The sequence below is a fragment of the Mesorhizobium sp. B2-4-17 genome, from assembly GCF_006441275.1.
In the GTDB taxonomy this organism is placed as follows: Bacteria; Pseudomonadota; Alphaproteobacteria; order Rhizobiales; family Rhizobiaceae; genus Mesorhizobium.
Map to the genome: position 1 here is coordinate 66,649 of NZ_VFUX01000014.1, position 25,750 is coordinate 92,398.

Here is a 25,750-nt window from a genome sequence, read left to right on the forward strand (position 1 = left end):
GCCGATGCGGGTTCCGTCCCCCGGGCCGAACCCGGGAGAGGGTGGTTAGGCCAAGGGAATCACACCGTTTTGGTGGTGGTTTTGGTGGTTTTCCTGGCCAAGAATGGGGTCTTGCTGGAACGAGGCGACGCGCCGACGCGCCCGGCCCAATGGTTTACATCGTGGCTGGGGGTATCGAATGCAAGAGGAGCCATCGAGAGGCCGCGCATCGAAAAACGATCCCGTTCGAAGCGGGCTTTTACGCGGTTTGCGTAAAGAGTCAATTGCGACGCGGCGCGGTACCTCTTGCCCTGTACAAGAGCGGCGCCAGGAAGTACGAACGGCCAAGATTGTTTTGGCTGGCACTGCGCCAGGCCCGGTATGTGCTCCATGATGAGCGCGGAACCCTGAATTCCGAAAGAACGAGATGTCCAACTTCGAAGGTATCGTTCCTGCGCTGGCACAAGCGCTGGAAGAACGCGGCTATGCCGAGCTGACGCCGGTGCAAAAGGCGGTGCTGGAGCTCGGCCAGGCCGACGCATTGGTGTCGGCGCAGACCGGCTCGGGCAAGACCGTGGCCTTCGGCCTCGCCATGGCGCCGACGCTTCTCGACGGCGCCGAACGCTTTTCCGGTGCCGCCGCGCCACTGGCATTGGCAGTAGCGCCGACGCGCGAGCTGGCGCTGCAGGTGACGCGCGAACTGGAATGGCTCTACGCGCTGACCGGAGCCACGGTGGCGTCCTGCGTCGGCGGCATGGACATGCGCACCGAGCGGCGGGCGCTGGAGCGCGGCGCCCACATCGTCGTCGGCACGCCTGGCCGCCTGCGCGACCACATCACCCGCAATTCGCTCGACATGTCGGAATTGAAGGCCGTTGTGCTCGACGAGGCCGACGAGATGCTCGACCTTGGCTTCCGCGAGGATCTCGAATTCATCCTCGACGCCGCGCCCACCGATCGCCGCACGCTGATGTTCTCGGCCACCGTGCCGCGCTCGATCGCCACACTCGCCCAGGGCTATCAGCGCGATGCCGTGCGCATCTCGGCCGCCGGCGAGGAGAAGCAGCACCTCGACATCGAATACCGGGCGCTCAACGTCGCACAGGCCGATCGCGAGAACGCCATCATCAACGTGCTGCGCTATTACGAAGCCAAGAACGCGCTGGTGTTCTGCAACACGCGCGCCGCCGTCAACCATCTCACCGCGCGCTTCAACAACCGCAATTTCTCCGTCGTCGCGCTTTCGGGCGAGCTTAGCCAGAACGAGCGCAGCCACGCACTGCAGGCGATGCGCGACGGCCGCGCCAAAGTCTGCATCGCCACCGATGTCGCGGCGCGCGGCATCGACCTGCCCAATCTCGAACTGGTGATCCATGCCGACCTGCCGACCAATCCCGAAACGCTGCTGCACCGCAGCGGCCGAACCGGGCGCGCCGGGCGCAAGGGCGTCAGCGCGCTGATCGTGCCTAACAGTGCCCGCAGGCGCACCGAACGGCTGCTGCAGAGCGCCAAGCTGACGGCGACATGGGCAAGCCCGCCCTCGGCCGACGACGTGATGCGGCGCGACGACGAGCGCATCCTGGCCGATCCGGCCTTCGACGAACCGGTGAAGGAGGACGAGCGCGCTTTCATCGACGCGCTTCTCGCCAGGCACGGCGCCGAGCAGGTGGCGGCCGCTTTCGTGCGCCAGTGCCGTTCCAGCCGCTCGGCGCCCGAGGATCTCATGGATGTCGCGCCGTTCACGCCTTCGCGTGACAGCCAGGCGGGCGAAAAATTCGCCCGCCGCGACGAGGCGCCCAGCCGCCGTGATGATTTCGGCGCCAGCGTCTGGTTTTCGCTGTCGGTCGGTCGCCGGCAGAATGCCGAGCCGCGCTGGCTGATCCCGATGCTGTGCCGCGCCGGCAGCATCTCCAAGCGCGAGATCGGCGCCATCAAGATGCAGCCGGAGGAAACCTTCGTGCAGATCGCCGCCGACTGGGCCGACCGCTTTCTCGCCGCGATCGGTCCGGACCGCAAAGTGCAGGGCAACATCGCGGTCAAGCGGCTCGAGGGCACGCCGGACCTGTCGCGGGCCGGCTATCAGCCGCCAAGCCCGGACAAGAAACCGCATCGCGGCAAGGCGCCGTTCGACCCGAGCGCACCGAAGCGCAAATTCGAGAAGCGTGCACCGGCTTCAGCCGATCAGCGCCCGGCGGCCGCGCATGAGGCAAAGCCGTGGGCGAAAAAACCGGGCAACCCGAAATTCGAAAATGCCGGCGCGCCGAAGCACAAGAAGACGAAGAAACGCCCTTCATAGGACAGGGCTGCCAGATCAGGGCGGTTGGTGGTCGGCGCGCTGCCTGCACGCGCTTTCCTTCAGGCCGGCCTTGATGGCGGCCCAACTCGCCGACGCCGGTGTCGGCCGGTGCTGCTTTGCGATGCGCTCCGCCAGCGAGGATCGCCAGGCGTGATCGTCCGCCATCCTGCGGATCGCGGCGCACCAGCCGGCCTGATCGTTGGAATCGATCGCCGGCATCAGCCCGCCGCTCGCCTCGATCAGCGACGGCGCAGTCGCAGTTTTGCGTGCATGTTGCAATTGTGGACAACCTGTAGTAGCAGTCGGCGTCAGGCGCACGGTGAGCGTGAACTATTTCAATTTCGATGGACGCGCCCGTCGCAAGGAATTCTGGGCCTTTTGGCTATGCTTTAATGTCGTGTTGGCGGCGCTTCTTGGCTTCGGGATATTCGTCAATCTGGCCATCAACGGCTTCGGCATCAATGCAGGCAAGAGCTCGATAGGATACCTGCCCGCCCTTATCTTCATGGCGGTATTCGGCCTGTCATGGATTGCGCTGACAGTGCGGCGTCTGCACGACGTCGGTCTGAGCGGCTGGCTTGTCTTGCCCTGTTTCATCCCGGTCATCGGCGGGGTGGCCTTGCTGGTGTTGGGACTCGCGCCCTCTCAGGTCGGTGAAAACACGTGGGGGCCGGTGCCGGCAGGGGTCGAGGTTTAGAGGCCAGCCCCAAAAGGACGAGAATGGTTCTCGGCCGAGAAACAAGGGATAACTCATAGCTGATCCGCCGTTCAGAGTCGGAGTTGAAGATTCCGCTTGCATTATAGTCCGTGCACAGATAACCTGTGCACAGATCGAATCATCGATCGGACAGGACGCGGATGGAGGCAAGATTATGTGGAGCAATGAGTACACCGCGATTTCGCCGCTACCGGCTCGCGCTATCTGGAACGCGCTCAAGGCATTGCATGAAGGCCGCCTGACCTATGAAGGGTCGGATACCTTCGTGCTGCACGGGCCATTCGCCAAGGGCACCCGTGTCTCGGTGACCCCGGTGGGCCAGGACACCTTCGAATCCACCATTGTCGATCTCGTGGAAAACGTCACCTATGCCGACCAGACCTCGTTCGGCGATTCGACGCTGCTGTTCCGGCATACGCTGGTGCCGGTCGAAGGCGGCACGCAGGTGACCCATAGGCTCGAAATCTCGGGCCCGGCCGCCGAGGTCGGCCCGGAGCTCGGGCCGCAGATCAGCGGCGATTTCGACACCTCGATGGCCAGGCTGTTTGAAGAGGCGAAGGCGTTGGCGAACCGTGGCTGAACTCGACACGCGCTTCAAGGGCGGTCCATCGGAGAGCCCGGGATTGTTGCTCTGGCGAACCACCATGCGCTGGCAGCGCGTCATGACGGCGGCGCTGGCGCCGCTCGACCTGACGCACGTCCAGTTCGTGCTGCTGGCCTCGGCCATGTGGCTCGGCCGCGATGGCGAGCCGCCCAACCAGGTGCAACTCGCAGCCCAGGCGGGGACAGAAGTGAAGATGACGTCGGATGTCGTTGCCAGGCTCGAGGCCAAGGGATTGATCGCACGCGAGGCGGACCCCAAGGATTCCCGCGCCAAGGTGATCCGCGTCACTCCAACCGGAGCGGCGGCGGCACAGCGCGCTATCGTCGCCGTAGAGGCCGCCGACGCGGCCTTTTTCGAAGCGGTGGACGAGGCACGGCTCGTCGGCCTGCTGCAGCGGCTGGCCGGCGAGATCCGCTGAGGCTGAAGCCTTCGGCTAGGGCAATTCCAGGAAAAGTGTGAACGGTTTTCCGTCCGGAATTGCGTCAAAACAAGGAGTTAGAGCAGATTGCCGTTTCTGTGAAACGGTGAACTGCTCTAAGCCAGGAACTTGGCGATGATGGCCTCGCCCATCTCGACCGTGCCGACGTCGGTCATACCTTCGGACATGATGTCCTTCGTCCGCAGACCGGCATCGAGCACGGCGGCGATCGCAGCTTCGAGACGATCGGCCTCCTCGACCATGCCGAAGGAATAGCGCAGGCCCATGGCGAAGGACGCGATCATGGCGATCGGGTTGGCGACGCCCTTGCCGGCGATATCGGGGGCCGAGCCGTGCACCGGCTCATAGAGCGCCTTGCGCTTCTTGGTCCTGGCATCCGGCGCGCCCAGCGAGGCCGACGGCAGCATGCCGATCGAGCCGGTCAGCATGGCGGCGATGTCGGACAGCATATCGCCGAACAGATTGTCGGTGACGATGACGTCGAACTGCTTTGGCCAGCGCACCAGCTGCATGCCGCCGGCATCGGCCAGCATGTGGTCGAGCTTGACGTCGGAATAGCGCGCCTTGTGGGTCTGGGTGACGACCTCGTTCCACAGCACGCCCGACTTCATGACGTTGCGCTTTTCCATCGACGTGACGTGGTTCTTGCGGGTGCGCGCCAGCTCGAAGGCGACGCCCGAAATGCGCTCGATCTCGAACGTATCGTAGACCTGCGTGTCGATGCCGCGCTTCTGGCCGTTGCCGAGATCGATGATCTGCTTGGGCTCGCCGAAATAGACGCCACCGGTCAGCTCGCGCACGATGAGGATGTCGAGGCCTTCGACCACCTCCTGCTTGAGCGAGGACGATGCGGCGAGCGCCGGGTAGCAGATGGCGGGGCGCAGATTGGCGAACAGCTCCATGTCCTTGCGCAGCCGCAGCAGGCCGGCTTCGGGGCGCACCTCGTAAGGCACCGCATCCCACTTCGGCCCGCCGACCGCGCCGAACAGAACGGCGTCCGCTGCCATCGCCTTTTCCATGTCGGCATCAGAAATCGCCGCGCCATGCGCGTCGTAGGCGCAGCCGCCGACTAGGCCCTCGTCGGTGACGAAGCCGCTGCCGAGCTTTTCGTTCATGGCTGCGATCAGTTTCTTGACCTCGGCCATGGCCTCGGGGCCGATGCCGTCGCCGGGGAGCAGGAAAAGATGCTTCGTTGCCATGAAAACCGTCCCAGAAAGATTTGAACCGGCGCTTTGCTAAACGCCAAGCGGGCTCTGCGCAAGCCGTAACGGGCAGGTAGAACGCCGCGATGCGAACCAGGGCACCGTCGGTGATCCTTCGCCCCCCTCTGCCCGGCAGGGCAGAGGGGGGCGCTGTCCCGCCGGCGTTTCGCAAGAACTCGTGGCCGCCTACCGATGCGAAAGGATATTCACCAGCCTGCCGAATGGATCGCGCACATAGAAACGCCGCACGCCCCAGGGCTCGTCGGCCGGGCCGTATTCGATGACAAAACCAGCCTTCTTCATGTCGGCAAGCGCGGCGTCCACATCGTCCACCTCGATCGACAGGTCCGGCACCGGCGTGCCGGATCCGCCTTGCGCCATGAAGCTCACCTGCACATGCATCCGCTCCTCGGAGCCGTAGGTGGCGATCCAGCCCATGTCCATGAGCAGATCGAGGCCGAGCACGTCATGATAGAAGCGCTTCGCCGCCGCGATATCCGTTGTGGCGATATTGGTTACGATGCGCCGGACCGCCATTGCTCCGGCCCCTATGCCGTTCGCCGCAGCGCCGTCACCTCGATCTCGATCTTCATTTCCGGCTTGTTGAGCTGGCAGACGATCATCGTCGCCGCCGGCTTGATGTCGCCGAAGGTCTTGCCCAGAATGGGGAAGACCACGTCCACGAACGCCTGGTCGGTGATGTAGTAATGCGCCCGCACCACATCAGCCATGTCGAAGCCGCCGTCCTTCAGCGCCTTGCCGATCGTCGCCAGGCAGTTGCGCGTCTGCGCCTCGACCGTTTCCGGCATGGTCATGCTGGCATAGTCGTAGCCGGTCGTCCCGGAGACGAAGCACCAGTCGCCCTGCACCACGGCACGCGAATAGCCGGCGGTCTTTTCGAAAGGCGAACCGGTGGAGATGAGTTTACGCATGGGGGACTCCGCAGGATTATTCAGGTCATTTTGCAGGCAAGAGGCCGAGCCGGCCATGGGCCAAGCCGGTCGGACTGTTGTCACCATGTGGCGATATGCAACCTCGGAGATTGGCCAGAGCATCCCCCGCATCGTCATCCTGTGGCGAAGCAAGGAGCGAAGCGACGCAGCGTAGACCATAGGATCCATGCCGTGACATCAAGGCGTTGCCGCCGTTCAGAATTCTACCCCGCTGCGCCCTGTGATCGCGATCACGGCATGGATCCTCGGGTCAAGCCCGAGGATGACGTCGAAAATCTAATTCGGCGAGCCCAGCGCTTTGTCCAGCGCTTCCTTCACGTCGGCAGGCCATGTCGTCACCGCTGGCCATGCGTTCGGCTGGCCATTGTCGCCGCGGCGGGCGAAGTAGAGCTTGTGCTTGGCTGGGTCGACCGCCATGAAGCCGTCATTGCCGCCGCAATCATGCGGTACGCAGCCACTGGCGTAGAAGACGCCCGAAGCGGTCTTTTCCGTGCCGCCACTGACCAGCAGGCTAGTCGCCATGTCGGACATATCCTTACCCAGCAGCTTTTCGGCTTCCTTGTAGACGGCCTCATTGTGGAAGGCGTCGATGATGTTGTCGTATTTCGACGGGTCGATATCCTTCCAGTCGGTGCCGGGCTCCGGCATGTAGGTCAGGTTGCCCGATGTGGTCAGCCCTGATGTCGGCGACCACTGCAGCGCCGGCTTCTCATCCCCTGGCAACAGGTAGGGAACAAAATAGATGGCGTTGTCGGAGACAGCTGCCGGCGGCGCGCCGCATTGGTCCTGCTCGACCGTTGTGGTCTGGATTTCACCGTCTTTCGGCTTCCAGACGATGACCTTGGCAGGGCCGCATTGATTGCCGCCATCGCCGACATCCACCAACGCGACATTGACATCGCCGATCTTGACGATCTTGTCGAAGAAGACGTCGTAGTTGCTGGCGAGCTCCTTGCCGTCGAAAGCCAGCACCTTCTCGCCATACTGTTCTTTCTGGGTGATGGTCAGTTGGCCGCCCTCGAACGGCACCGGCGCCTGCTTGTCGTCGTCGGTAGCGTCGGCGGCGTTCGTTCCCTGGCCGGCGGCCGGCTGATCCGTTGCCGGCGCCGGCTGCGCGGCGGGCGTCTGTGTTTGCGCGAACAGGCTGCTGGCCGACGCCAGCAACAACGCCAGGCCGCAAGTGCCGGCAAGAAGCGAACGTGTCATGACTGTCCCTCCCTTCAGTCGCCGCGAACCTGGCCTGCGAGGCCGGGCTATCCGTTCCGGACGATGCCGCTCAGGCCCAGGGGCGCTGTTCGGCGTTGCGCTTCTCGAACGAGGCGATGGCGCCGGCCTTCTCCATGGTCAGGCCGATGTCGTCGAGGCCGTTGAGCATGCAGTGCCGCTTGAACTCGTCGAGGTCGAACTTGACCACGCCGCCATCCGGACCCCGGATTTCCTTGGCTTCGAGGTCGACCGACAGGGTGGCGTTGGAGCCGCGCGAGGCGTCGTCCATCAGCTTCTCCAGGTCCTCGGGGCTGACGGTGATCGGCAGCACGCCGTTCTTGAAGCAGTTGTTGTAGAAGATGTCGGCGAACGAGGTCGAGATGACGCAACGGATGCCGAAATCGAGCAGCGCCCACGGCGCGTGCTCGCGGCTCGAGCCGCAACCGAAATTGTCGCCGGCGACGAGGATCTGCGCCTTGCGGTAGGCCGGCTTGTTGAGCACGAAATCCGGGTTTTCCGAACCGTCGTCATTGTAACGCATTTCGGCGAACAGGCCGGTGCCAAGCCCGGTGCGCTTGATCGTCTTGAGATAATCCTTGGGGATGATCATGTCGGTGTCGACATTGACGATCGGCATGGGAGCGGCGACGCCGGTGAGCTTGGTGAATTTTTCCATGGCTTTGGCCCGTGTTTTCGTTGCGGGGATTTTGCTGGGGCCCGGTTTACACAAAGCCGCGGGCAAATAAAAGGCAACTGTTTGTCCGCCGGCATCGGGCCGAGCAAAAACGGCTTCGAATCCATGCCACGATGGTGCACTCTGGCGCGATGTCGGAAAACCCCCAGGTCCTCTACGCCCGTGAAACTGGCCTCGGCGTTGCCGAATTCCGCCGCGTGCTGGTGGACTCCGGCTTGGGCGAGATCCGCCCCGTCGACGACGCCGACAGGCTGCAAGCGATGCTATCGGGCGCCAATCTGGTGCTCACCGCGCGTCTCGACATCGAAGGCAAGCCGCTGATCGGTGTTATCAGAGCCGTGACGGACTTTTCCTGGGTCTGCTACATCTCCGATCTCGCCGTCTCGCCAGCCGCGCAAGGGCTTGGCGTCGGCAAGGGCCTGATGGACGAGGCGCGGCGACAGCTCGGACCCTGCGTCGCCATCAGCCTGGTTTCCGTGCCCGACGCCGCCGGCTTCTACGAGCGCATCGGCATGAAACGCATGCCGGACGCCTTCTGGTTCTCCCGCGAACGCTGATTTTTCTCCTGTGACCGCATCTGGCCGGCAAAGACGCACGATCTTGCCGCTTGACATGCAACCAAATGGTTGCATATTAAAGCCATGAGCATGGATGCCGTCTTTCGCGCCCTGGCCGACCCAACACGCCGGCAATTGCTTGACAGCCTCCATGCCAGGAACGGGCAGACGCTGAACGCGCTGTGCGCGGAGATGGACATGACACGCCAGGCGGTGACCAAGCATCTGACGGTCCTTGAGGAGGCAAACCTCGTCACCACCATCCGCAAGGGTCGTGAGAAGGAGCATTACCTCAACCCGGTTCCGATCAACGAGATCGCCGAACGCTGGATCGGCAAATTCGAGCGGGGACGGCTGACCGCCCTCAGCGACTTGAAGAAACGCCTTGAAAGGGACGAACCATGAGCACCGCCTTCGTTTATGTGACCTACATCCGCACCACGCCCGAGAAGCTGTGGGAAGCGCTGACCGATCCGGAATTCAACCGGCAGTTCTTCCTCTGCTCCTATCAGGAGAGCGATTGGAAAGTGGGCTCCAGCTGGAAGCTGATCTTTCCCGACGGTCGCGTCGCCGACAGCGGCGAGATCCTCGAGATCGACCCGCCGCGGCGCCTCGTCATCAAATGGCGCAATGAATGGATGCCAGAGGTGAAGGAGGACGGCTACACGCGCTGCACCTTCACCATCGAGCAGGACGGCGAATTGATGAAGCTTGCCGTCACTCACGAGGCCGATGGGCCACACAGACTGATCGGCAATGTCGCCAAGGGGTGGCCGCTGGTGCTGGCGAGCCTCAAGAGCCTGCTCGAGACCGGCAAGGGTTTTGAGCGCCCGCCATCCAAGGCGTGAAGGATCATTTCACTGCCGAAACAAACTTGTTCGGAGGCTTCCATGATGCGCGTTCCCTCAGTGCAGAGCATGACCAATGGCGAAACGATCATGGCATCCGCCGAGATCGAAGCGTCTGCGGAACGCATCTTCCGCGCGCTGGTCAGCAGGGAGGTCGAGCAATGGTGGGGATCCGCCGGCACCTACCGGATGGTCGATTGGTCAGCCGACCTTCGCGTCGGCGGCCGCTGGACGGTTGTCGTCCGCAGGTCTGACGGCAGCGACCTGCCGGCCGGCGGCGAATTCCTGGAGATCGAAGCGCCGCGCCGGATCGTGCAGACGCGAGCTTACGCATGGGACCATCCCACGCTTGGCCGGCGGCAAACCACGGTCGCCTGGCTGCTGCAGCCTGTCGCCGCCGGCACGCGGCTCACCATTTGCCACGGCGGTTTCGCCGGCTTGGCGGAAGCCGCCGCCGAGCATGCCGATGGCTGGGCGCGGGTGCTCACCTGGCTGGCGGGATATTTTGACTCGCAAGGGCGTGCGGCTGCTTAAAATAGCGCGCGCCGCAGCGATACGGTTCTGCCTTGACCTTCACGTCAGTCGAGCCACATCACCAGGCATGACAAACCGCAGAACGTTCATAGGCACGGCGGGCTGGGGAATTTCCACGCCATACAAGGATGATTTCCCGCAGTCCGGTTCCCGTCTCGTGCGCTATGCCACGCGGCTGCCCATCGTCGAAATCGACACCTCCTTCTACAAGCCGCACCGTCGCGAGACCTATGAACGCTGGGCGCGTTCGGTGCCCGGGGATTTTCGCTTTGCCGTCAAGACACCCAAGGCCGTTACGCATGAGCGCCGCCTTGTCGGTTGCAACGATCCCCTGGAAAGCTTTCTCGAACAGGTCGAAGGTCTCGGCGAGAAATTGAGTGTGCTTCTGGTCCAGTTGCCGCCGAGCCTTCCGTTCGAGGCGGACATCGCGCAGGGTTTTTTTGACCTGCTGCGCAGCCGGACCGAGGTCAGGCTGACCTGCGAGCCGCGCCATCCCAGCTGGTTCGATGCCGAGGCGGAAGCGCTTCTGGCCGACCGCCGCATCGCGCGTGTCGCCGCCGACCCGGCCTCTGTGCCGGAAGCCGCGGTGCCTGGCGGATGGTCGGGCCTTGCCTATTTCCGCTGGCACGGCGTGCCGCGTGTCTATTATTCGGACTACGATGCCGAGAGCCTCGACCGGATCAGCCGGCAGATTGATGAAGCAGCCGCTTCCGGGGCGGAAGTCTGGTGTATTTTCGACAACACAGCCCAAGGGCATGCCCTTGGCAATGCCATCGCTGTCGACGAGATGATCTGTCCAGCGTCGCCATGCTAGAGCGAAGCAAGGAGCAAAGCGACGCGGCGCAGACCTCAGGATCCATGCCGCGACGTTGGAATTTCACGGCGGTGCAGAATTTTTACCGGCAATGCGCCCCGATCGGTGCGCCTTTTCATTCTGCGCCGTTGGAGCCCACGGCAACAGTCACGGCATGGATTCCAGGGTCTCCGCGACGTCGCTTCGCTCCTGCTCCGCCCTGGAATGACGAAGAACCTGAGACGTCTTGGCAAATCCCGAACATCGTCCCGTATTGCCTCAGATCACATTCAATTCCCGGAAGGGGCGCCCTTCGGCGACACGCTCGTATCCGAACGCCGAGCAATCGATCGTCCGGTAGCCGCCATGCACGATCAGCTCGGCCAGCGCCTTGCCGACCGCCGGCGCCTGCTGCAAGCCGTGGCCGGAAAAACCGTTGGCGAAGAGGAAATTCCGCACCTCAGGGTGCGGACCGATGACCGCGTTCTGGTCGAGCGTGTTATAGTCGTAGTGGCCGGCCCAGGCGCGGGTCGGCTTGATCGCCTCGAAGGCCGGGATGCGGGTCGCCAGCACCGGCCAGATCACCTCTTCGAACAGCGGCCAGTCGACCTCGAAATCGCCGGGATCGGCAGGGCCGTCGCCCTCTTCCGGTTCGGCGCCGCCGGTGAGATAGACCGAGCCTTCCGGCCTGACATAGATGCCGGAGGGATCGACCAGCAGCGGCATGTCGGCATATTTCTCGCGCGCCTCGAAGACGAAGACATTGCGCTTGCGCGGCTCGACCGGCAGCGCGAGCCCGGCAAGGGCGGCGACCTTGCCGGCATTCGGCCCGGCGGCGTTGACGACAATGCCGGCCTCCAGCGTCTCGCCATCGTCGAGGCTCACGCCGGTAACCTGATTGCCTTGCCGGACGATGCCGGTGACATCAGCCGTGATGAAATCGATTTTCTTGTCCCGCAGCGCCTTGCGAAACAGCATCAGCATCGCATGCGCGTCGAACCAGCCCTCGCCGGACCGGCCATAGGCGCCGGCGGTGATGCCTTCTGCCGACAGCCAGGGGAAACGACGCGTCAGCTGGCCGGCATCCTCGAAAAGGATATCGGCGCCTTCGGCGACCTGCGCCTCGTGGTTGGCCTTGAGGATCGGCAGTCCCGCCTCGCCGGCAAGGATGAGGTAGCCGCCTTCGCGGAAACCGATATCGGCATCGGAACCAAAAGCCTCCTTCAGCCGCCGGAACAGCTGCAGCGTGAATTGCGACAGGCGGATGTTTTCCGGAATCGAGAATTGCTGACGGATCGAGGCCATGGATAGCGTCGTCGCGGCATGGGAGAATTGCGGATCGCGTTCGATCAGCGCGATCGAGCCGGAAAACCCTTCCTCACGCAGATAGTAGGCGATCGAGGACCCGACGATGGCCCCGCCGATGATGACGATGTCGTAGCGCACGCTTTATGCCCTTTCCGAGTCGAGCCGCGATCGAGGAGCTAGGCGGCAGGCAAGACAATCTCGAAGCGCGTGCCGCGCTCGCTGTCAACCAGCCGGATCATACCATCATGCGCTTTCAGGAGGGCCAGCACGATGCCGAGCCCCATGCCGGTGCCACCGGACTCACGCCGCGTGGTGAAGAACGGCTCGAAGATGCGCGCCCGGTTGCTCGGTGAGATGCCGGCGCCGTCGTCGCCGACCAGCACCGTGGCCTTGCCGCCGGCGCTTGCGGCGATGATCGAAACCAGCGTCGCGCCGTGCCTTGCGGAATTGTCGATGAGATTGCCTAGCACGATTGCCGCGTTCTCGGCCGATATGCGCAAGGTCAGATCGCCGCCCGCCTCGACGCGAACCGCCAGCCTGGTGTCGACGGGAAGCAGCGCCAGCGCCGACCTGACCGAGGTGCTCTCGCCGCTGGGCGCGAGATTTTCGGCGCGCGCCAGGTCGAGCAGGCGCCGGACCAGCAGGTTGAGCCGCCCGGCATCGGTGACGATGTTGCCGGAGAAGCGCCGCCGCTCGTCATCGTCCATGGCCGAGCCGGAATCGCGCAGCAGCTCGGCCGCGCCCTGGATCGCCGTCAGCGGCGATTTGAGCTCGTGCGAGACATGGGTGGCGAAGGTCTGGATGCTGTCGGAGCGCGCCTGCAGCTTTTCCGCCATGTCGAGGAAAGCGGCGGAAAGCTCGGCCATTTCGTAGGTGCCGTGATGGTCGAGCGGCCGGATCGCGTCGCGCTCGCCGGCGGCGATCCGCTGGGTGCGGTCGATCAGCGCATAGATCGGTCGGCTGACGGTGCGCAGGAACACCAGGCCGATCAGCAGCGTGCCGCCGAGGATGGCGATGGCCGCCAACGTCACCTTGCCGCGCTCGCCGTAGAGATGCTTGACGATGTTGTTGGGCGTCCGCGAGACATAGACCACGCCGGCGACGTGGCCGTCGACGGCCACGGGCAAAGCGACGAAGACGCGCACCCTGGTGCCGCGGCTGACCGAATAGAGCGGCGGCGCCGGCTGGTCGGAAATGCGCAGCCGGAGCGCGCTGGCATAGCGGCCGTCAAGCGCGGCGCGCACCTCCTGGACCTCGGCCAGCGACTGCCCGACCTCGTCGCGCCCGGCGATGACGACACCTCGGGGATCGAGCAGCCGGAAGCCGGCCAGCGTGGTTTTCTGCGTGGCGTCGAGAATGCCGGACAGGCGCGTGCCGATCGCGGCGAAGGCGGGATCGGCGGTCGCTTGCACTGCCGCCGGCCGTGTCGGAAGCACATAATCCGAAGCGAGATCGAGGCGCGGCTCGACCGGCCGGTATGGCCCGTCGGAATTGGGGTCCCGGCTCGCGCTTCCACCAGCCTGCGGCATCGGCGCGCCGAGATTGTCCGGTAGAATGCCGGCGTCGCGCACCTCCTGCGCATAGATGGCGGCGATGGCAGCCCCTTGCGCGATCAGCTCCGCCTCGGTCTGGCGGATCAGCTGGTTTTCATAAAGGCGGAAGAAGAACAGGCCGACCAGCGGCAAGGCCATCACCAGGATCAGGATGGCAACGACGACGGTGGCAAGGCGCGGCCGCCATTTGCGGCCCATCCATTTGCGCGAAGCCGTCAGCCGCATCGGCCGAGCCGGAAGCCGACGCCGTGCACGGTCTCGATGACTTCGGGGCAACCCAACGCCGCCAGCTTGGCGCGGATGTTGCGGATATGGCTGTCGACGGTGCGGTCGGCGACATGGATCTTGCCGGCATAGGCACTGGCCATCACCGCGTCGCGGTCGAGCACATGCGTCGGCCGCGTCAGAAACCCTTTCAGGATCGAGAACTCGATGCCGGTCAGGGCGAGCGGCTTGCCGTCGAAGCTGGCGCTGTGACTGGCCGGCGCCAAGGCGAGCTTGCCATGGGCGAACTGCCTGTCGTCGACCGGTTCGGGCGCCGCCGGGCGGGCGCGGCGCAGGATGACGTTGACGCGGGCGACCAGCTCGCGTGGGCTGAACGGCTTTGTCACATAGTCGTCACCGCCCATTTCCAGGCCAAGGATGCGGTCTATTTCTTCGTCGCGCGCGGACAGGAACAGCACCGGCACATCGGAGGTGTGGCGCAGCCGCCGGCAGACCTCCAGCCCGTCCATTTCCGGCATGCCGATGTCGAGCACGACAAGGTCGGGCGGGCGCCGCTCGATCGCCTGCAGGGCGGCGGCGCCGTCTGAAACGGCAGCCGTCTTCATGCCGGCCTTTTCCAGCGCGAAGCATATCACTTCGCGGATATGCGGGTCGTCGTCGGCGACGAGGATGTGATGCGGCATGGATCAGCGTCCCGGCGGGGAAGGTTCGGAAACGGAGGGAATCACAGGCAAGGCCCTGCTGTCGAGATAGAAGAGCAGCCGCCAGTCGCGAAAGCTCCAGGCGCGCCAGTTTTCCAGGGCGGTGCGGTACCATCCCTCGTCGACGCCACGCAGTCTGGCAAGTTCGCGTGTAGCGCCGGCTCCAGGCGTCCTGCCCTGATGATCGAGGAAGCGATCGAGCGCCGGAAACGCGCCCGGACCGAGCGAGCCCAGATACCAGCCGTCGAGGGGGATGCCTTGTCCGGTCATTTCTTGGGAATGGTCGACATTGTAATTGGCGATCGTTGCCGCGAAATCGATGAAGCAGCAGGCATAAAGCGTCGCCGATAGCGTCAGAAGATTGGCGGACGAGAGCCATTCATTGGATTTTCCGAGCGCGATGCGGACGATGATCAGGGCAAGCCCGGCCGCCACCAGCCCCATCCAGACGAGGCCGCGATAGGCCAGCACGACGACGCCCAAGCGGCTGCCATGGCCCGGCGCGGCGGTGAACGGTGGCGTCACGGTCTGATCTTCCCGAGAACTTGCAGCCGGGCTGTCGGCGGGCGTTTGCGGATGAAAGGAATGAGGATCGCCGCAGGCCGCGCGCGTGGCGGGTCGACCAGCCACCAGCCATCGCTGCGCAGCCGGTAAGGCAGGGACCACGGGAGTTTGACTGGCTTATGCATGCCGCCTGTCTGGCAGGTCGGTCGGGAGGCGGCAGGGCGGATCCGAGGAGATTTTCGGCAATCGCGTGCAGTTTCCGTGCAGGACATATGGCGGCTTGCCTCGACCAGTCGCAACCGGCATAGATCGGATCATGACGACCAAACCCTATCGCCCGCGCCGCTCGGTGCTCTACGTCCCGGCCTCCAACGACAAGGCGCTGGCCAAGATCGAGCAGCTTTCCTGCGATGCTGTCATCATCGACCTTGAGGATGCCGTCGCCCCGGCCGACAAGACCGCCGCCCGCGACAGGCTGGCCGGTATTTTCGCCAACCATCCGGAGGCCGGCACCGGTGGCCGGCGCCGCGAGATGATCGTGCGCGTCAATGCGCTTTCCAGCGAATGGGGCACAGACGATCTGATGGCCATGGCGAAGGCGGAGCCGGATGGCATTCTGCTGCCCAAGGTCGACACGCCGCGCGACGTGCTCGAGGTCGGCGATGTGCTGGACGACAATTTCGCCCCCGACAGCGTGAAACTATGGGCGATGATCGAAACCCCCAAGGCCATGCTCAACCTCGGCGCCATCGCCGAGCTTGGCCGCGACCCCGGCTCGCGGCTGGCTTGTTTCGTTGCCGGAACGAATGATCTGATCAAGGACACCGGCGTGCTGGCGACGCCCGACCGCCGCTATCTCGTGCCATGGCTGATGCAGATGCTGCTGGCGGCGCGGGCCGGTGGCCTCGACATGCTTGACGGGGTGTTCAACGATTTTCGCGACGCGGAAACCTTCGCTCGGGAATGCGGGGAAGCAGCCGCCATGGGGTTCGACGGCAAGACGCTGATCCATCCGGCGCAGATCGAGGCGGCGAACCGCGCCTTTGCGCCATCCGCCGCGGCGATGGCCGAGGCCCGCGCGGTGAAGGACGCCTTCGCGCTTGCCGAAAATGCCGGCAAGGGCGTGATCGCGCTGGACGGCAGGATGATCGAGCGGCTGCATCTGGCGCAGGCCGAAAAACTGCTGGCGAAGGCCGCCGCCATCGGCGCATGATCCGGCTAAGCTGTTCACGACAGGACCTGAACTATGAAACTCTACCGCTTTCTGACTGCCCCGGACGACGCCAGCTTCTGCCACAAGGTGACGGCGGCGCTGAACAAGGGCTGGCACCTGTTCGGCTCGCCGACCTACGCCTATGACAAGAAAGCCAAGACGATGCGCTGCGGCCAGGCGGTGGTGAAGGATGTCGACGGCCAGGAATACGGCCCGGACACCAAGCTCAGCGATTGGTAGGAAAAGCCTGGGTCCCTCACTCTCCTCGTCATCCTAGGGCGGAGCAAGGAGCGCAGCGACGCGGCGCAGACCCTAGGATGACGAAAGCGTTGGTTACTCCGCAGCTTCCTCGATCCGCTCCATGTCATCGTCCGACAGGCCGAAATGGTGGCCGATCTCGTGGATCAGCACGTGGGTGACGATGTCGCCCAGCGTTTCCTCGTTTTCGGCCCAGTAGTCGAGCATGGCGCGGCGATAGAGCGTGATGCGATTCGGGCCTTCGCCGGTCTGCGGGTTCCAACGCTCGGCGATGCCGCGCCCCTCGAACAGGCCGAGCAGGTCGAACGGCGTTTCCAGCGACAAATCGTCCATAATCTCGTCGGTCGGGAACTCGGCGATCTGGATGACGATCTCGCCGGTCAGCTTGCGAAATTCCTCCGGCAGATGGGCGTAGGACTCCAGCGCCAGGAACTCCAATTCCTCCATCGAGGGCGAGAACTGGTCGTGCCAGGTGCGGGTCTTGTAGATGCGGGCCATGCTTTATCCTTTGATCCCGGCATATAGGCTTTCGCACCGGTAGAGGCAAATCGAGCGGCCGCCGCGCCCGCATCACGCGGATTGGAAGGAATAAATTCCTTCTGACTCTGCTTGACTCTTCCGGTCGCCTCTGGAATCTATGGGAACATAACAGGAACAATTGTGAGTGGAAGCTGACCGTCATGGCGATGAACGCCGTGGCGCGGGAGACTGTTTTTGCCCTGCGCCGCCAGATCGCGAAGATCGAGGGAACGCTGCCCGAGCGCCTTCAGGCGCCGGTCGCGGCGCCCCTTGGGGCTGACGCCAGCGCTGATGCCCCGTCCAACGCCGATCTCACCATCGTCCGGCGCGGCAAGGCCGCGGCGTTGCCGGATGCCTTTCTGCCCATTGGTGTCGAGCGCCTCGATGCCGCCCTGAGCGGCGGCCTGCCGAAAGCCGCGCTGAGTGAAATCCATGGCCTGGAAACCCGCGATGCCGGGGCTGTCGCCGGCTTCGCCCTATCGCTCACCAGCCTGATCCTCAAGCAGGCGCAAGGGCTGCCGGTGCTGTGGATCGGCACCACGGAAATCTTTCGCGAGGCGGGCTTTCCCTATGCCAGGGGGCTTCATGCCTCGTTCGGCATCGAGCCCGGGCAATTGCTGTTTTCCGAGGCGCCGAGGCTTCTCGATGCGCTGTGGGTCGCCGAGGAGGCCGCAAGGATGACGGCGCTCGCCGCCGTCATCCTCGAAATTCGCGGCAACCCGCAGCGGCTGGACCTGACCGCGACGCGCCGGCTGCATGCCAGGGCGATAAGTGCCGGCCGGCCGGTGTTCCTGCTGCGGCAGGCGGCCGAGCCCGAACCGACGGCGGCACCTGTTCGTCTGATCGTCTCGTCGGCGCCAGCCGTGCCGCGCGCCACGGTCGCCGGGCCGCTCGCCGGCTCGATCGGCCGCCCCGCCTTCACCATCACCATCGGCAAGAGCCGCACGGCCCTGCCTGGACAATTCACACTGGAGTGGAACCCCGATGAACGCGTATTCGACGAAAGATGGGGCGAAGAAAGACGGGTCCGGCAACACCGGACAGAGAATCCTGTCCCTGTGGTTTCCCTATCTCGCGGCCGAAAGGATCCTGCGGCAGCGTCTGGGGCGGTCCTGGCGTTCCCGCCCGTCGGATCACCCACCACTCGTGATCAGCCATCGCCAGGGGAACGCGCAGCGCATCTCGGCCCTCGACGAGCGGGCTGAGGCGCTGCACCTGAAGCGCGACATGGGGATTGCCGATGCGCGCGCCATGCATCCGTCGATCGACATCGTCGAAGCCGATCCGGAGGCCGATCGCCGCCTGCTCGAAGGCCTTGCCGACTGGTGCGACCGCTACACCCCGCTGGTGGCGCTGGACGGGGCGGACGGCCTGTTTCTCGACGTCACCGGCTGCACCCATCTGTTCGGCGGCGAACGCGCCATGCTGGATGACATCCTGTCGCGCTTCTTCCATCAGGGTTTCGATGTCCGCGCCGGCCTTGCCCCGACACCGGGGGCGGCCTGGGCGGCGGCACGGTTCTGCGGCGACCGCATCGTCGATGGCGGCGAGGAGGAAGCGCTGCTCGCGCCCTTGCCGCTCGCCGCATTGCGCATAGCGCCGGAAATCCGCGCCAGCCTGGAAAGTGTGGGCCTGCGCACGGCGGGCGCCGTCATGGCCGCGCCGCGCGCGCCGCTTGCCCGCCGCTTCGGCGCCTCGCTGCTCCTGCGGCTCGACCAGGCGCTTGGCCGCCTCGACGAGGCGGTCTCGCCGCGCCTGCCCGTCGCGCCGCTTTCGGTCGAACGGCATCTCGCCGAGCCGGTCACCCTGACCGAGGACATCGAACGGCTGGTGGGACTGCTGGCGACGACCCTGAAGGCCGATCTCGAGCGCCGTGGCGAGGGCGCTCGCTCGCTGGCCCTGCTGCTCTTCCGCGTCGACGGCGCCGTCAGCCGCATCGCCTTGGGCACCTCGCGGCCGCTGCGCGAACCCATGCTGATCCAGAAACTGTTCCATGAAAGGCTGGCCGCGCTCGAGCAGGACATCGATGCCGGCTATGGCTTCGACCTGGTGCGGCTTTCGGTACTGGCCGCCGCCGCTTTCGAGATGCCGCAGGCCGACCTGACGGGCGAAACGATCGACGACGGCGCCGATATCGCGCTGTTCGCCGACCGCATCCGCGCCCGGCTCGGCGAGGGTGCGATCCTGCGGCCCGTCGCTGTCGAAAGCCATCTGCCGGAACGCGCCGTCGCCATCATTCCTTTCACCGAAGCGCCGCGCCGGATCACGCCGCCGAAGAGACCGGACAGGATGCAGGCGCCGATGACCATCTTTCCGCCGGAACGGCCGATCCGCCTGTTCCGCGCGCCCGAGCCCATCGAGGTGCCGGCCACCGAAATGCCCGAGGGGCCGCCGCTGCATTTCCGCTGGCGCCGCGCACTCTACCGGGTGACGCGTGCCGAAGGGCCGGAACGCATCGCCGCCGAATGGTGGCGCGAAGCGCCAGGCGACGCAGCGGCATCGACACGCGACTATTTCCGCATCGAGGATGCCGACGGCCGCCGCTACTGGCTCTACCGGCAAGGCCTTTACGGCAGCGTCTCCCAGATCCCGCCGCGCTGGTTCATGCACGGGGTCTTCGCATGAACGCACTGACCGTCATCCCCTATGCCGAGTTCGGCATCCAGTCGAATTTCTCCTTCCTGCGCGGCGCCTCCAAGCCGGAGGAGCTGGTGGTCGCGGCCAAGCTCCTGGGCTTCCCGGCGATCGGGCTTGCCGACCGCAACACGGTGGCCGGCGTGGTGCGCGCCTGGCAGCAGGCCAAGGTCGAAAAGCTCTCCTATCACCCCGGCTGCCGGCTGGTCTTTGGCGACGGCACGCCCGACATTCTCGCCTATCCCAGGGACCGCACGGGCTGGGGGCATCTGTGCCGCATGCTCACCCAAGCCAATCTGCGCGACGAGACCGAAAAGGGCGCCACCCTTCTCCAGCGCGGCGACCTGCTCGCGTGGGGAGACCGGATGTCGCTGGCGGTCCTGCCAGATCTGGCGGCGGGCGGAGAAGACAGCCTCGCTTTGCTCCGCCAGCTCAAGGACCGCTTCGGCGGAGCCCTGCGCCTTGGCGTCTCGCCCTGTTATGCCGGCAATGACCGTTTCCGGATCGAGCAGGCGGCGGCGCTTGCCGAGGCTGCCGGCATCCCGCTGATGGCGACCAACGACGTCCTCTACCACACGGCCGAACGCCGCCCGCTGCAGGACGTGCTGACCGCGATCCGTCTCAACACGCCCGTCGCCGAAGTCGGGCTGCAACTCACCGCCAATGCCGAGCGCCACCTGAAGCCGCCGCTGGAAATGGCCCGCCTGTTCCGCAGGCATCCGCGGGCGCTGGCCGAGACGCTGCGGTTCGCGGAAGAACTCACCTTCTCGCTCAGCGACCTCCAGTACAATTACCCCGACGAGCCGACGGAATCGGGCCTTGGCCCGCAGGCCGAACTGGAAAGGCTGGCGCGGGAAGGTGCGGCCAGGCGCTTCCCCGGCGGTGTCCCCGCCAGCGTCATAAAACGCATCGAGGAAGAACTCGCCCTGATCGAGCGCCTGAACTACGCGCGCTACTTCCTGACCGTCCACGACATCATAAAATTCGCCCGTAGCCAGAACATCCTCTGCCAGGGACGCGGCTCCGCCGCCAATTCCATCATCTGCTTCTGCATCGGCATCACCGAGGTTGGCCCGGACAAGATCGACACACTCTTCGAGCGCTTCATTTCCGAGGAGCGCAACGAGCCGCCCGATATCGACGTCGACTTCGAGCATGAGCGGCGCGAAGAGGTCATGCAGTACATCTATTCGAAATACAGCGCCAAGCGCACCGCGCTCGCCGCCGCCGTCATCAGCTATCGCGGCCGCTCGGCACTGCGCGAAGTCTCCAAGGCGATGGGCCTGTCCGAGGATGTCAGGGCGTCCCTGTCCGGATCGATCTGGGGCTGGTCGACATCCGAGCTTGGCGAGAAGGAAGCCCGGGCCGGGGGGCTCGACCGCAGCGATCCCGTATCGCGGCATGTGCTGGAGCGCGCCAACGAGATCATGGGCTTTCCCCGCCATCTCTCGCAGCATGTCGGCGGCTTCGTCATCACCAGGGACCGGCTCGACGAGATCGTCCCCATCATCAAGACGGCGATGGACGAGCGCAAGATGGTCGAATGGGACAAGGACGACCTCGACGCGGTGAAGATCCTCAAAGTCGATATTCTGGCGCTGGGCATGCTGACCTGCCTGCAGCGTGCCTTCACTTTGCTTGAGACTCATTACGGTGTCAGGGACGAGTTCGACAGGCCATTGACCCTGGATACGATCGCCAAGGAGGATCCCCGCGTCTACGACATGATCTGCCGTGCCGATACGCTCGGCGTCTTCCAGATCGAATCGCGCGCTCAGATGTCGATGCTGCCACGACTGAGGCCGCGCGAATTCTACGACCTTGTCATCGAAGTGGCGATCGTGCGGCCCGGCCCGATCCAGGGCGACATGGTCCATCCCTATCTGCGCCGTCGGCAGGAGAAGGAAAAACCCGAGTATCCCAAGCCGGAACTGAAAGAGATCCTCGGCAAGACACTCGGCGTGCCGTTGTTCCAGGAGCAGGCGATGAAGATCGCCATCGTCGCCGGTGGCTTCAAGCCAGGCAAGGCCGACGAACTGCGCCGCGCCATGGCCACTTTCAAGCGCACCGGCACCATCGGCAACTATCGCCAGCAGATGATCGACGGCATGACGGGCAGGGGCTACGAAAAGGAGTTCGCCGAGCGCTGCTTCAAGCAGATCGAGGGTTTTGGCGAATATGGCTTTCCCGAAAGCCATGCCGCCTCCTTTGCGCTCCTCGTCTATGCCTCATGCTGGTTCAAGACCTTCTATCCCGACGTATTCTGCGCCGCGATCCTGAACTCGCAACCGATGGGCTTCTACCAGCCGGCGCAGCTGGTGCGCGACGCGCGCGACCACGGCGTCGAGATCCGCGAGGTCGACGTCAATTATTCCGTCTGGGACTGCACCCTGGAAAAAGCACCTTTCGATCCGGCCCGCATCCTGCCGCGCCATGCCGAAATGCGCGGTGTCGTCCAGACGGATCATGCGGTGCGGCTCGGCTTCCGGCAGATCAAGGGACTTTCCCAGGAACGCATGGAAGCTTTCGTCGCGCGGCGCGGTGCAGGCTACGAAACCGTCCGGGACGTCTGGCTGCGCTCCGGCCTCGATGTCGGCGAGATCGAGAGGCTGGCGCAGGCCGATGCCTTCCGTTCGCTCGGCCTCGACCGCCGTGCCGCACTTTGGGAGGTGCGTGCGCTCGACGGCAAGAGTGCGGCCGAAAAGCTGCCGCTGTTCGACCAGCCGGCGTTGCGCCTGCGCGAGCTGGAACCCGAGACGAAGCTGCCCAAAATGCCGCTCGGCGAGCATGTCATCCATGATTACCGCTCGCTCGGCCTGTCCCTGAAGGCGCATCCGGTCGCTTTCCTGCGCGAGCGGCTCGACCGGGCCGGCATCATCCCCAACGCCAACCTGCCTTCCGTGCGCGACGGCAGGCGGGTTTCGGTTGCCGGTCTGGTGCTGGTGCGCCAGCGCCCCGGCAAGGGCAATGCGATCTTCCTGACGCTGGAAGACGACAAGGCTGTCGCCAATGTCATTTTCTGGGAGAGAACCTTTACCCGCTTCCGGCCTATCGTCATGGGCGCGCGGTTCGTGAAGGTCAGCGGGAAATTGCAGTCGGAATCCGGTGTCATCCATATCGTCGCGGAGAAGATCGAGGATCTGACACCCTGGCTGACCGTGCTGCTGGAGAAGGTCAGCGCGGCCGGCCCGCCTGCCACACGACACGCCTCCGGGGAAGGTCGGGATCGCACCAGCCAATCCGGACTAAGGAACGCGCCGGCCGATCAAAGTCTCGCAACGCTGTCGGAAGAAGCGGAAAGGGTCATGCCCAAAGGGCGTAATTTTCAATAGAGCCAGGGCAGGGGCATATGGATTCTTGCGAAGAGGACCCCACCCTAACCCTCCCCACAAGGGGAAGGGAATGCTGCCGCGCGCCTTTGCTTCCGCCTTGCCATCTAAAAACATGCTCAATTGCCCGGATCGGCGTCAACGGAGTCTCCCTCCCCCCTGTGGGGAGGGGTTAGGGGTGGGGGTACTCGTAAAGCAAAAGCCTGAGTCTCCCATATGCGATTGCCCTGCCCGCAACGGAGATTGGCCGTCATCACCGCTTTTAAAACCAGGCTGGACGGCGAAGCTGCCGATCTCCCCCCAAGTAGGGGAGATGCCCGGTAGGGCAGAGGTGGGCGCTGTCCCGCCAGCCTCCGGCAACACCTGCATCGCAGCGATGCGCGCCACTCAGCTCGGCCCGCTCAGCCGCGGCGGCGTTACGGGCAAAACGTCCTCCGCCGACAACGTCCGCGCTTCCGAGGGCAGCATGATCGGGATGCCGTCGCGTACCGGATAGGCGAGCTTGGCGACCCGCGAGACCAGTTCACCCCGCTCCGGATCCCAGGCCAGCGGCCCCTTGGTCAGCGGGCACGCCAGAAGCTCCAGCAGCTTCGGGTCGACACTGGCCTTCCTTCCGTCGCGTCCATCCGCCGCCATCACGGCCTCCCTCAACCAACTGCCGACCTGAGATGTGTTGGTATTCGGGTAATGCCGGCCTGCAAATAGCGGCATCACCTGAATATCGGCACATCTCATTGCAGGCTCGAGCCAAAATCCTCATTCTCGCGCGCCAGCGCCATTTCGGTGATGGCGATCAGCGTCTCCGCCCTTGTCTTCAGGTCAGCGGCCTCGAGTAGCGCCTGTTTCTCGGCCGGCCCGTAAGGCGCCATCATCGACAGGGCATTGACCAGCATGGCGTTTTCGGCACGGCTGACGCTTTCCCAGTCGGCTTCGAGATCATTGGCTTGCAGATAGGCGCGAAACGCCTTGAGCAGGGCCGGCCGATCGATCTCGTTCGCCGCCTGGTCGTCACCGAGATCGGCCAGGAACGGTGCCGGCTTGACCTGGCGGAACGGCGTCTTGACCGTCAGCTCCTGGCCGATGCGGAACCGGCACACGCCCTGCAGCGAGATCAGGTAGCGGCCATCACCGGTCTCGGAAAAGGCGATGATGCGGCCGGCGCAGCCGACATTGCACAGCTCCGGCTCGCCATCCTCACGCAGCGCGCCGTCGAGACTGGGCTGGATGATGCCGATGAGCCGCGAGCCGGCCACCGCCTGATCCACCATCTGCAGATAGCGTGGTTCGAAGATGTTGAGCGGCATGCGGCCGCCGGGCAGCAAGAGCGCTCCCTCGAGCGGAAAGATCGGGATCGCTGACGGCAGATCCTTGGCGAGCCGGTAATGCGCGTTTCCCGCTTGCACCTCATTCCTCCGATCGCTTCACCTAACGCATGTCGCCCAAAAATGACCTCGGTTTTGGGAGGACGACATGCATAAAAACAAAGACATAGTGCGTGTCCACGCCCGATCCGCCTTTGCCTGCCGGGATCACCGGCCCGCCGAAGCCAGCTTCCTAATCTGGCGCAGTCGGCGCCGCCCTCAAGCCCGTGCGACGAAACGGCCTCGGGTTCAGGAAAACAGCAGCGACGACAATTTGCGCCGGGCGGCCAGCGTCGCCTCGTCGGTCATGCCCCAGGCTTCGAAGAAACGCAGCAATTGCGCCTTGGCGCCGTCCTCGTTCCACGCGCGGTCGGCCTTGATGATGGCCAGGAGATTGTCCGCCGCCGCCGTGCGCTCGCCCCGGGCGTTCTGGATCATGGCCAGGTCGAAGCGCGCCTGATGGTCGTTGGGATTGTCGGCCAGCCGGCGCTCGAACTCGGCCGGGTTGCCCAGTTCCGCCGCCTGTGCGGCGAGCGTCATCTTGGCGCGCAGCGCGGCAAGCGCCGGCGCGTCCTTCTTGGCCTCGGGTGCGGTTGCCAGCAGCGCCTCGGCGCCTTCAACATCACCGGCCCCGAACAGGATCTCGCCCAGTCCGGCGATCGCCTCGATGGTCTCGGGCGCCTGCGCCAGGATGGCGTCGTAGATGTCGGCGGCGGCCTGCATATCGCCGGCGTCGCGCGCCTCGGTCGCCGCGGCAATCGCCTCGGCCACGGCCGGCGCGCCATTGCCCTTGCCGCCGACCTTGTCGATGAACTGGACGATCTGGCTTTCGGGGATGGCGCCCATGAAGCCGTCGACTGGCTGACCGTCCTTAAAGGCGATGACCGCCGGAATCGACTGGATGCCGAGCTGGCCGGCGATCGAGGGGTGATCATCGATGTTCATCTTGACCAGCTTGACCTTGCCGCCGGCCGCCTTGACCGCCTTTTCCAGCTGCGGGGTCAGCTGCTTGCAGGGCCCGCACCACGGCGCCCAGAAATCGACCAGCACCGGCTGGCGGCGCGATTCCTGGATGACGTCGGCCGCGAAGGCGGCGGTCGTTGTGTCCTTGATAATCTCGCCGGTTGCAGGGGCGGCCGCCGCCTCCCCAAACGCGGCGTTGGCGCGCGCGGGTTCGGTTCCGCCATACTGCACCGTGGTGGCATACTGGCCGCCATTGCTGCCGAATGACCCGCCAAACCGATTGTTGTCGCTCATCTCGTCACCCTTTCGGTCGCGCCGCCGGCCAGCGGGCAGGCGCAATGTCCTCAATTGGAAGTCGG

The 25,750-nt window shown here is 64.8% G+C and carries 28 protein-coding genes; 14 read left to right on the plus strand and 14 right to left on the minus strand.

All coding sequences use genetic code 11. The annotated features are described in order from the left end of the window. The first annotated feature begins 406 nt into the window (after positions 1-406). A complete protein-coding gene (locus FJ548_RS13185) occupies positions 407-2,275 on the plus strand; it encodes a DEAD/DEAH box helicase (RefSeq protein WP_140778049.1) in 1,869 nt (622 codons plus the stop codon). A gap of 15 nt (positions 2,276-2,290) precedes the next feature. On the opposite strand, the gene FJ548_RS13190 is transcribed toward FJ548_RS13185, so the two are convergent. Beyond that, a complete protein-coding gene (locus FJ548_RS13190) occupies positions 2,291-2,554 on the minus strand; it encodes a hypothetical protein (RefSeq protein WP_246678648.1) in 264 nt (87 codons plus the stop codon). Positions 2,555-2,600: 46 nt separating this feature from the next. Between FJ548_RS13190 and FJ548_RS13195 the strand changes: the two genes are divergently transcribed. The 3 genes from FJ548_RS13195 to FJ548_RS13205 all read left to right on the plus strand — a co-directional run bounded on the left by FJ548_RS13195 (position 2,601) and on the right by FJ548_RS13205 (position 4,015). Then, entirely contained in the window at positions 2,601-2,972 is a 372-nt protein-coding gene (locus FJ548_RS13195) for a DUF805 domain-containing protein (RefSeq protein WP_246678653.1), read from the plus strand. Positions 2,973-3,147: 175 nt separating this feature from the next. After that, positions 3,148-3,573: a polyketide cyclase gene (locus FJ548_RS13200; protein WP_140778050.1), complete on the plus strand. Its 426-nt coding sequence runs from the start codon at positions 3,148-3,150 to the stop codon at positions 3,571-3,573. Continuing rightward, positions 3,566-4,015: a MarR family winged helix-turn-helix transcriptional regulator gene (locus FJ548_RS13205; protein WP_140610235.1), complete on the plus strand. Its 450-nt coding sequence runs from the start codon at positions 3,566-3,568 to the stop codon at positions 4,013-4,015. Before FJ548_RS13200 ends, FJ548_RS13205 begins: the two co-directional genes overlap by 8 nt. Before the next feature lie 116 nt (positions 4,016-4,131). Here the strand turns inward: FJ548_RS13205 and leuB are convergent, their stop codons facing one another. The 5 genes from leuB to leuD all read right to left on the minus strand — a co-directional run bounded on the left by leuB (position 4,132) and on the right by leuD (position 8,073). Further along, positions 4,132-5,235 (minus strand): 3-isopropylmalate dehydrogenase, encoded by a 1,104-nt coding sequence (leuB, locus tag FJ548_RS13210; protein WP_140610236.1) that lies wholly within the window; start codon positions 5,233-5,235, stop codon positions 4,132-4,134. Between the two features lie 189 nt (positions 5,236-5,424). Next, positions 5,425-5,775: a VOC family protein gene (locus FJ548_RS13215; protein ID WP_140695918.1), complete on the minus strand. Its 351-nt coding sequence runs from the start codon at positions 5,773-5,775 to the stop codon at positions 5,425-5,427. Between the two features lie 11 nt (positions 5,776-5,786). Next, the gene (locus FJ548_RS13220) at positions 5,787-6,170 is read right to left on the minus strand and encodes a RidA family protein (RefSeq protein WP_140695915.1); all 384 of its coding nucleotides are present in this window, start codon (positions 6,168-6,170) and stop codon (positions 5,787-5,789) included. A gap of 297 nt (positions 6,171-6,467) precedes the next feature. Beyond that, on the minus strand, positions 6,468-7,397 hold the full coding sequence (locus FJ548_RS13225; RefSeq protein ID WP_140778051.1) for a hypothetical protein: 930 nt from the start codon (positions 7,395-7,397) through the stop codon (positions 6,468-6,470). A 70-nt stretch (positions 7,398-7,467) separates the two neighbouring features. Beyond that, positions 7,468-8,073 carry a 3-isopropylmalate dehydratase small subunit gene (gene leuD / locus FJ548_RS13230; protein ID WP_140767320.1) on the minus strand — a complete coding sequence of 202 codons (606 nt, stop codon included), beginning with the start codon at positions 8,071-8,073 and terminating at the stop codon, positions 7,468-7,470. A 149-nt stretch (positions 8,074-8,222) separates the two neighbouring features. Between leuD and FJ548_RS13235 the strand changes: the two genes are divergently transcribed. The 5 genes from FJ548_RS13235 to FJ548_RS13255 all read left to right on the plus strand — a co-directional run bounded on the left by FJ548_RS13235 (position 8,223) and on the right by FJ548_RS13255 (position 10,844). Next, a complete protein-coding gene (locus FJ548_RS13235) occupies positions 8,223-8,648 on the plus strand; it encodes a GNAT family N-acetyltransferase (RefSeq protein ID WP_140696081.1) in 426 nt (141 codons plus the stop codon). Between the two features lie 90 nt (positions 8,649-8,738). Next, a complete protein-coding gene (locus FJ548_RS13240) occupies positions 8,739-9,053 on the plus strand; it encodes a helix-turn-helix domain-containing protein (protein ID WP_210242662.1) in 315 nt (104 codons plus the stop codon). Next, positions 9,050-9,496, plus strand: a complete 447-nt coding sequence (locus tag FJ548_RS13245) for an SRPBCC family protein (protein WP_140778052.1) — start codon at positions 9,050-9,052, stop codon at positions 9,494-9,496. The genes FJ548_RS13240 and FJ548_RS13245 overlap by 4 nt, the downstream gene beginning before the upstream one ends. Before the next feature lie 42 nt (positions 9,497-9,538). Next, on the plus strand, positions 9,539-10,030 hold the full coding sequence (locus FJ548_RS13250) for an SRPBCC domain-containing protein (RefSeq protein WP_140778053.1): 492 nt from the start codon (positions 9,539-9,541) through the stop codon (positions 10,028-10,030). A 67-nt stretch (positions 10,031-10,097) separates the two neighbouring features. Further along, positions 10,098-10,844, plus strand: coding sequence for a DUF72 domain-containing protein (locus FJ548_RS13255; protein ID WP_140778054.1), 747 nt, complete (start codon positions 10,098-10,100; stop codon positions 10,842-10,844). Between the two features lie 258 nt (positions 10,845-11,102). Here the strand turns inward: FJ548_RS13255 and FJ548_RS13260 are convergent, their stop codons facing one another. Genes FJ548_RS13260 through FJ548_RS13275 form a run of 4 tightly spaced genes read right to left on the minus strand, consistent with a single transcriptional unit; the run spans position 11,103 to position 15,135 of the window. Then, on the minus strand, positions 11,103-12,269 hold the full coding sequence (locus FJ548_RS13260) for an FAD-binding oxidoreductase (protein ID WP_140778055.1): 1,167 nt from the start codon (positions 12,267-12,269) through the stop codon (positions 11,103-11,105). Positions 12,270-12,307: 38 nt separating this feature from the next. Beyond that, positions 12,308-13,909: an ATP-binding protein gene (locus tag FJ548_RS13265; RefSeq protein WP_140778056.1), complete on the minus strand. Its 1,602-nt coding sequence runs from the start codon at positions 13,907-13,909 to the stop codon at positions 12,308-12,310. Next, positions 13,900-14,592: a response regulator transcription factor gene (locus FJ548_RS13270; protein WP_140778057.1), complete on the minus strand. Its 693-nt coding sequence runs from the start codon at positions 14,590-14,592 to the stop codon at positions 13,900-13,902. Before FJ548_RS13270 ends, FJ548_RS13265 begins: the two co-directional genes overlap by 10 nt. Positions 14,593-14,595: 3 nt before the next feature. Continuing rightward, positions 14,596-15,135, minus strand: coding sequence for a DUF4153 domain-containing protein (locus FJ548_RS13275; RefSeq protein WP_348640935.1), 540 nt, complete (start codon positions 15,133-15,135; stop codon positions 14,596-14,598). Between the two features lie 295 nt (positions 15,136-15,430). Between FJ548_RS13275 and FJ548_RS13280 the strand changes: the two genes are divergently transcribed. Together FJ548_RS13280 and FJ548_RS13285 are read left to right on the plus strand one after the other, a co-directional pair. After that, positions 15,431-16,327 (plus strand): CoA ester lyase, encoded by an 897-nt coding sequence (locus FJ548_RS13280; RefSeq protein ID WP_140767313.1) that lies wholly within the window; start codon positions 15,431-15,433, stop codon positions 16,325-16,327. Between the two features lie 33 nt (positions 16,328-16,360). Then, positions 16,361-16,567, plus strand: a complete 207-nt coding sequence (locus tag FJ548_RS13285; RefSeq protein ID WP_027145959.1) for a DUF1737 domain-containing protein — start codon at positions 16,361-16,363, stop codon at positions 16,565-16,567. Positions 16,568-16,660: 93 nt separating this feature from the next. On the opposite strand, the gene FJ548_RS13290 is transcribed toward FJ548_RS13285, so the two are convergent. Continuing rightward, on the minus strand, positions 16,661-17,083 hold the full coding sequence (locus tag FJ548_RS13290) for a metallopeptidase family protein (protein WP_140610249.1): 423 nt from the start codon (positions 17,081-17,083) through the stop codon (positions 16,661-16,663). A 182-nt stretch (positions 17,084-17,265) separates the two neighbouring features. On the opposite strand from FJ548_RS13290, the gene FJ548_RS30415 reads away from it, so the two are divergent. The 3 genes from FJ548_RS30415 to FJ548_RS13305 are packed head-to-tail and all read left to right on the plus strand — an operon-like array spanning position 17,266 to position 23,070. Further along, a complete protein-coding gene (locus FJ548_RS30415; RefSeq protein ID WP_140778058.1) occupies positions 17,266-18,309 on the plus strand; it encodes a hypothetical protein in 1,044 nt (347 codons plus the stop codon). Then, positions 18,251-19,729 (plus strand): DUF6504 family protein, encoded by a 1,479-nt coding sequence (locus FJ548_RS13300; RefSeq protein ID WP_140778059.1) that lies wholly within the window; start codon positions 18,251-18,253, stop codon positions 19,727-19,729. Before FJ548_RS30415 ends, FJ548_RS13300 begins: the two co-directional genes overlap by 59 nt. After that, on the plus strand, positions 19,726-23,070 hold the full coding sequence (locus FJ548_RS13305; RefSeq protein ID WP_140778060.1) for an error-prone DNA polymerase: 3,345 nt from the start codon (positions 19,726-19,728) through the stop codon (positions 23,068-23,070). The genes FJ548_RS13300 and FJ548_RS13305 overlap by 4 nt, the downstream gene beginning before the upstream one ends. 384 nt (positions 23,071-23,454) lie before the next feature. On the opposite strand, the gene FJ548_RS13310 is transcribed toward FJ548_RS13305, so the two are convergent. The 3 genes from FJ548_RS13310 to trxA form a co-directional block, all read right to left on the minus strand. Next, the gene (locus tag FJ548_RS13310; protein WP_140695870.1) at positions 23,455-23,703 is read right to left on the minus strand and encodes a Trm112 family protein; all 249 of its coding nucleotides are present in this window, start codon (positions 23,701-23,703) and stop codon (positions 23,455-23,457) included. A 95-nt stretch (positions 23,704-23,798) separates the two neighbouring features. Then, positions 23,799-24,470 carry an LON peptidase substrate-binding domain-containing protein gene (locus FJ548_RS13315; RefSeq protein ID WP_140695867.1) on the minus strand — a complete coding sequence of 224 codons (672 nt, stop codon included), beginning with the start codon at positions 24,468-24,470 and terminating at the stop codon, positions 23,799-23,801. A gap of 207 nt (positions 24,471-24,677) precedes the next feature. Further along, entirely contained in the window at positions 24,678-25,685 is a 1,008-nt protein-coding gene (gene trxA / locus FJ548_RS13320) for a thioredoxin (protein WP_140778061.1), read from the minus strand. Between the last annotated feature and the right edge of the window lie 65 nt (positions 25,686-25,750).

What these genes read in the sequence shown, in the direction of transcription:
- FJ548_RS13185 (WP_140778049.1), top strand. Translation starts at nt 407, where the DNA reads ATGTCCAACTTCGAAGGTATCGTTCCTGCGCTGGCACAAGCGCTGGAA.
- FJ548_RS13200 (WP_140778050.1), top strand. Translation starts at nt 3,148, where the DNA reads ATGTGGAGCAATGAGTACACCGCGATTTCGCCGCTACCGGCTCGCGCT.
- leuB (WP_140610236.1), bottom strand. Translation starts at nt 5,235, where the DNA reads ATGGCAACGAAGCATCTTTTCCTGCTCCCCGGCGACGGCATCGGCCCC.
- FJ548_RS13215 (WP_140695918.1), bottom strand. Translation starts at nt 5,775, where the DNA reads ATGGCGGTCCGGCGCATCGTAACCAATATCGCCACAACGGATATCGCG.
- FJ548_RS13220 (WP_140695915.1), bottom strand. Translation starts at nt 6,170, where the DNA reads ATGCGTAAACTCATCTCCACCGGTTCGCCTTTCGAAAAGACCGCCGGC.
- FJ548_RS13225 (WP_140778051.1), bottom strand. Translation starts at nt 7,397, where the DNA reads ATGACACGTTCGCTTCTTGCCGGCACTTGCGGCCTGGCGTTGTTGCTG.
- leuD (WP_140767320.1), bottom strand. Translation starts at nt 8,073, where the DNA reads ATGGAAAAATTCACCAAGCTCACCGGCGTCGCCGCTCCCATGCCGATC.
- FJ548_RS13235 (WP_140696081.1), top strand. Translation starts at nt 8,223, where the DNA reads ATGTCGGAAAACCCCCAGGTCCTCTACGCCCGTGAAACTGGCCTCGGC.
- FJ548_RS13240 (WP_210242662.1), top strand. Translation starts at nt 8,739, where the DNA reads ATGGATGCCGTCTTTCGCGCCCTGGCCGACCCAACACGCCGGCAATTG.
- FJ548_RS13245 (WP_140778052.1), top strand. Translation starts at nt 9,050, where the DNA reads ATGAGCACCGCCTTCGTTTATGTGACCTACATCCGCACCACGCCCGAG.
- FJ548_RS13250 (WP_140778053.1), top strand. Translation starts at nt 9,539, where the DNA reads ATGATGCGCGTTCCCTCAGTGCAGAGCATGACCAATGGCGAAACGATC.
- FJ548_RS13255 (WP_140778054.1), top strand. Translation starts at nt 10,098, where the DNA reads ATGACAAACCGCAGAACGTTCATAGGCACGGCGGGCTGGGGAATTTCC.
- FJ548_RS13265 (WP_140778056.1), bottom strand. Translation starts at nt 13,909, where the DNA reads ATGCGGCTGACGGCTTCGCGCAAATGGATGGGCCGCAAATGGCGGCCG.
- FJ548_RS13270 (WP_140778057.1), bottom strand. Translation starts at nt 14,592, where the DNA reads ATGCCGCATCACATCCTCGTCGCCGACGACGACCCGCATATCCGCGAA.
- FJ548_RS13280 (WP_140767313.1), top strand. Translation starts at nt 15,431, where the DNA reads ATGACGACCAAACCCTATCGCCCGCGCCGCTCGGTGCTCTACGTCCCG.
- FJ548_RS13285 (WP_027145959.1), top strand. Translation starts at nt 16,361, where the DNA reads ATGAAACTCTACCGCTTTCTGACTGCCCCGGACGACGCCAGCTTCTGC.
- FJ548_RS13290 (WP_140610249.1), bottom strand. Translation starts at nt 17,083, where the DNA reads ATGGCCCGCATCTACAAGACCCGCACCTGGCACGACCAGTTCTCGCCC.
- FJ548_RS30415 (WP_140778058.1), top strand. Translation starts at nt 17,266, where the DNA reads ATGGCGATGAACGCCGTGGCGCGGGAGACTGTTTTTGCCCTGCGCCGC.
- FJ548_RS13305 (WP_140778060.1), top strand. Translation starts at nt 19,726, where the DNA reads ATGAACGCACTGACCGTCATCCCCTATGCCGAGTTCGGCATCCAGTCG.
- FJ548_RS13310 (WP_140695870.1), bottom strand. Translation starts at nt 23,703, where the DNA reads ATGGCGGCGGATGGACGCGACGGAAGGAAGGCCAGTGTCGACCCGAAG.
- trxA (WP_140778061.1), bottom strand. Translation starts at nt 25,685, where the DNA reads ATGAGCGACAACAATCGGTTTGGCGGGTCATTCGGCAGCAATGGCGGC.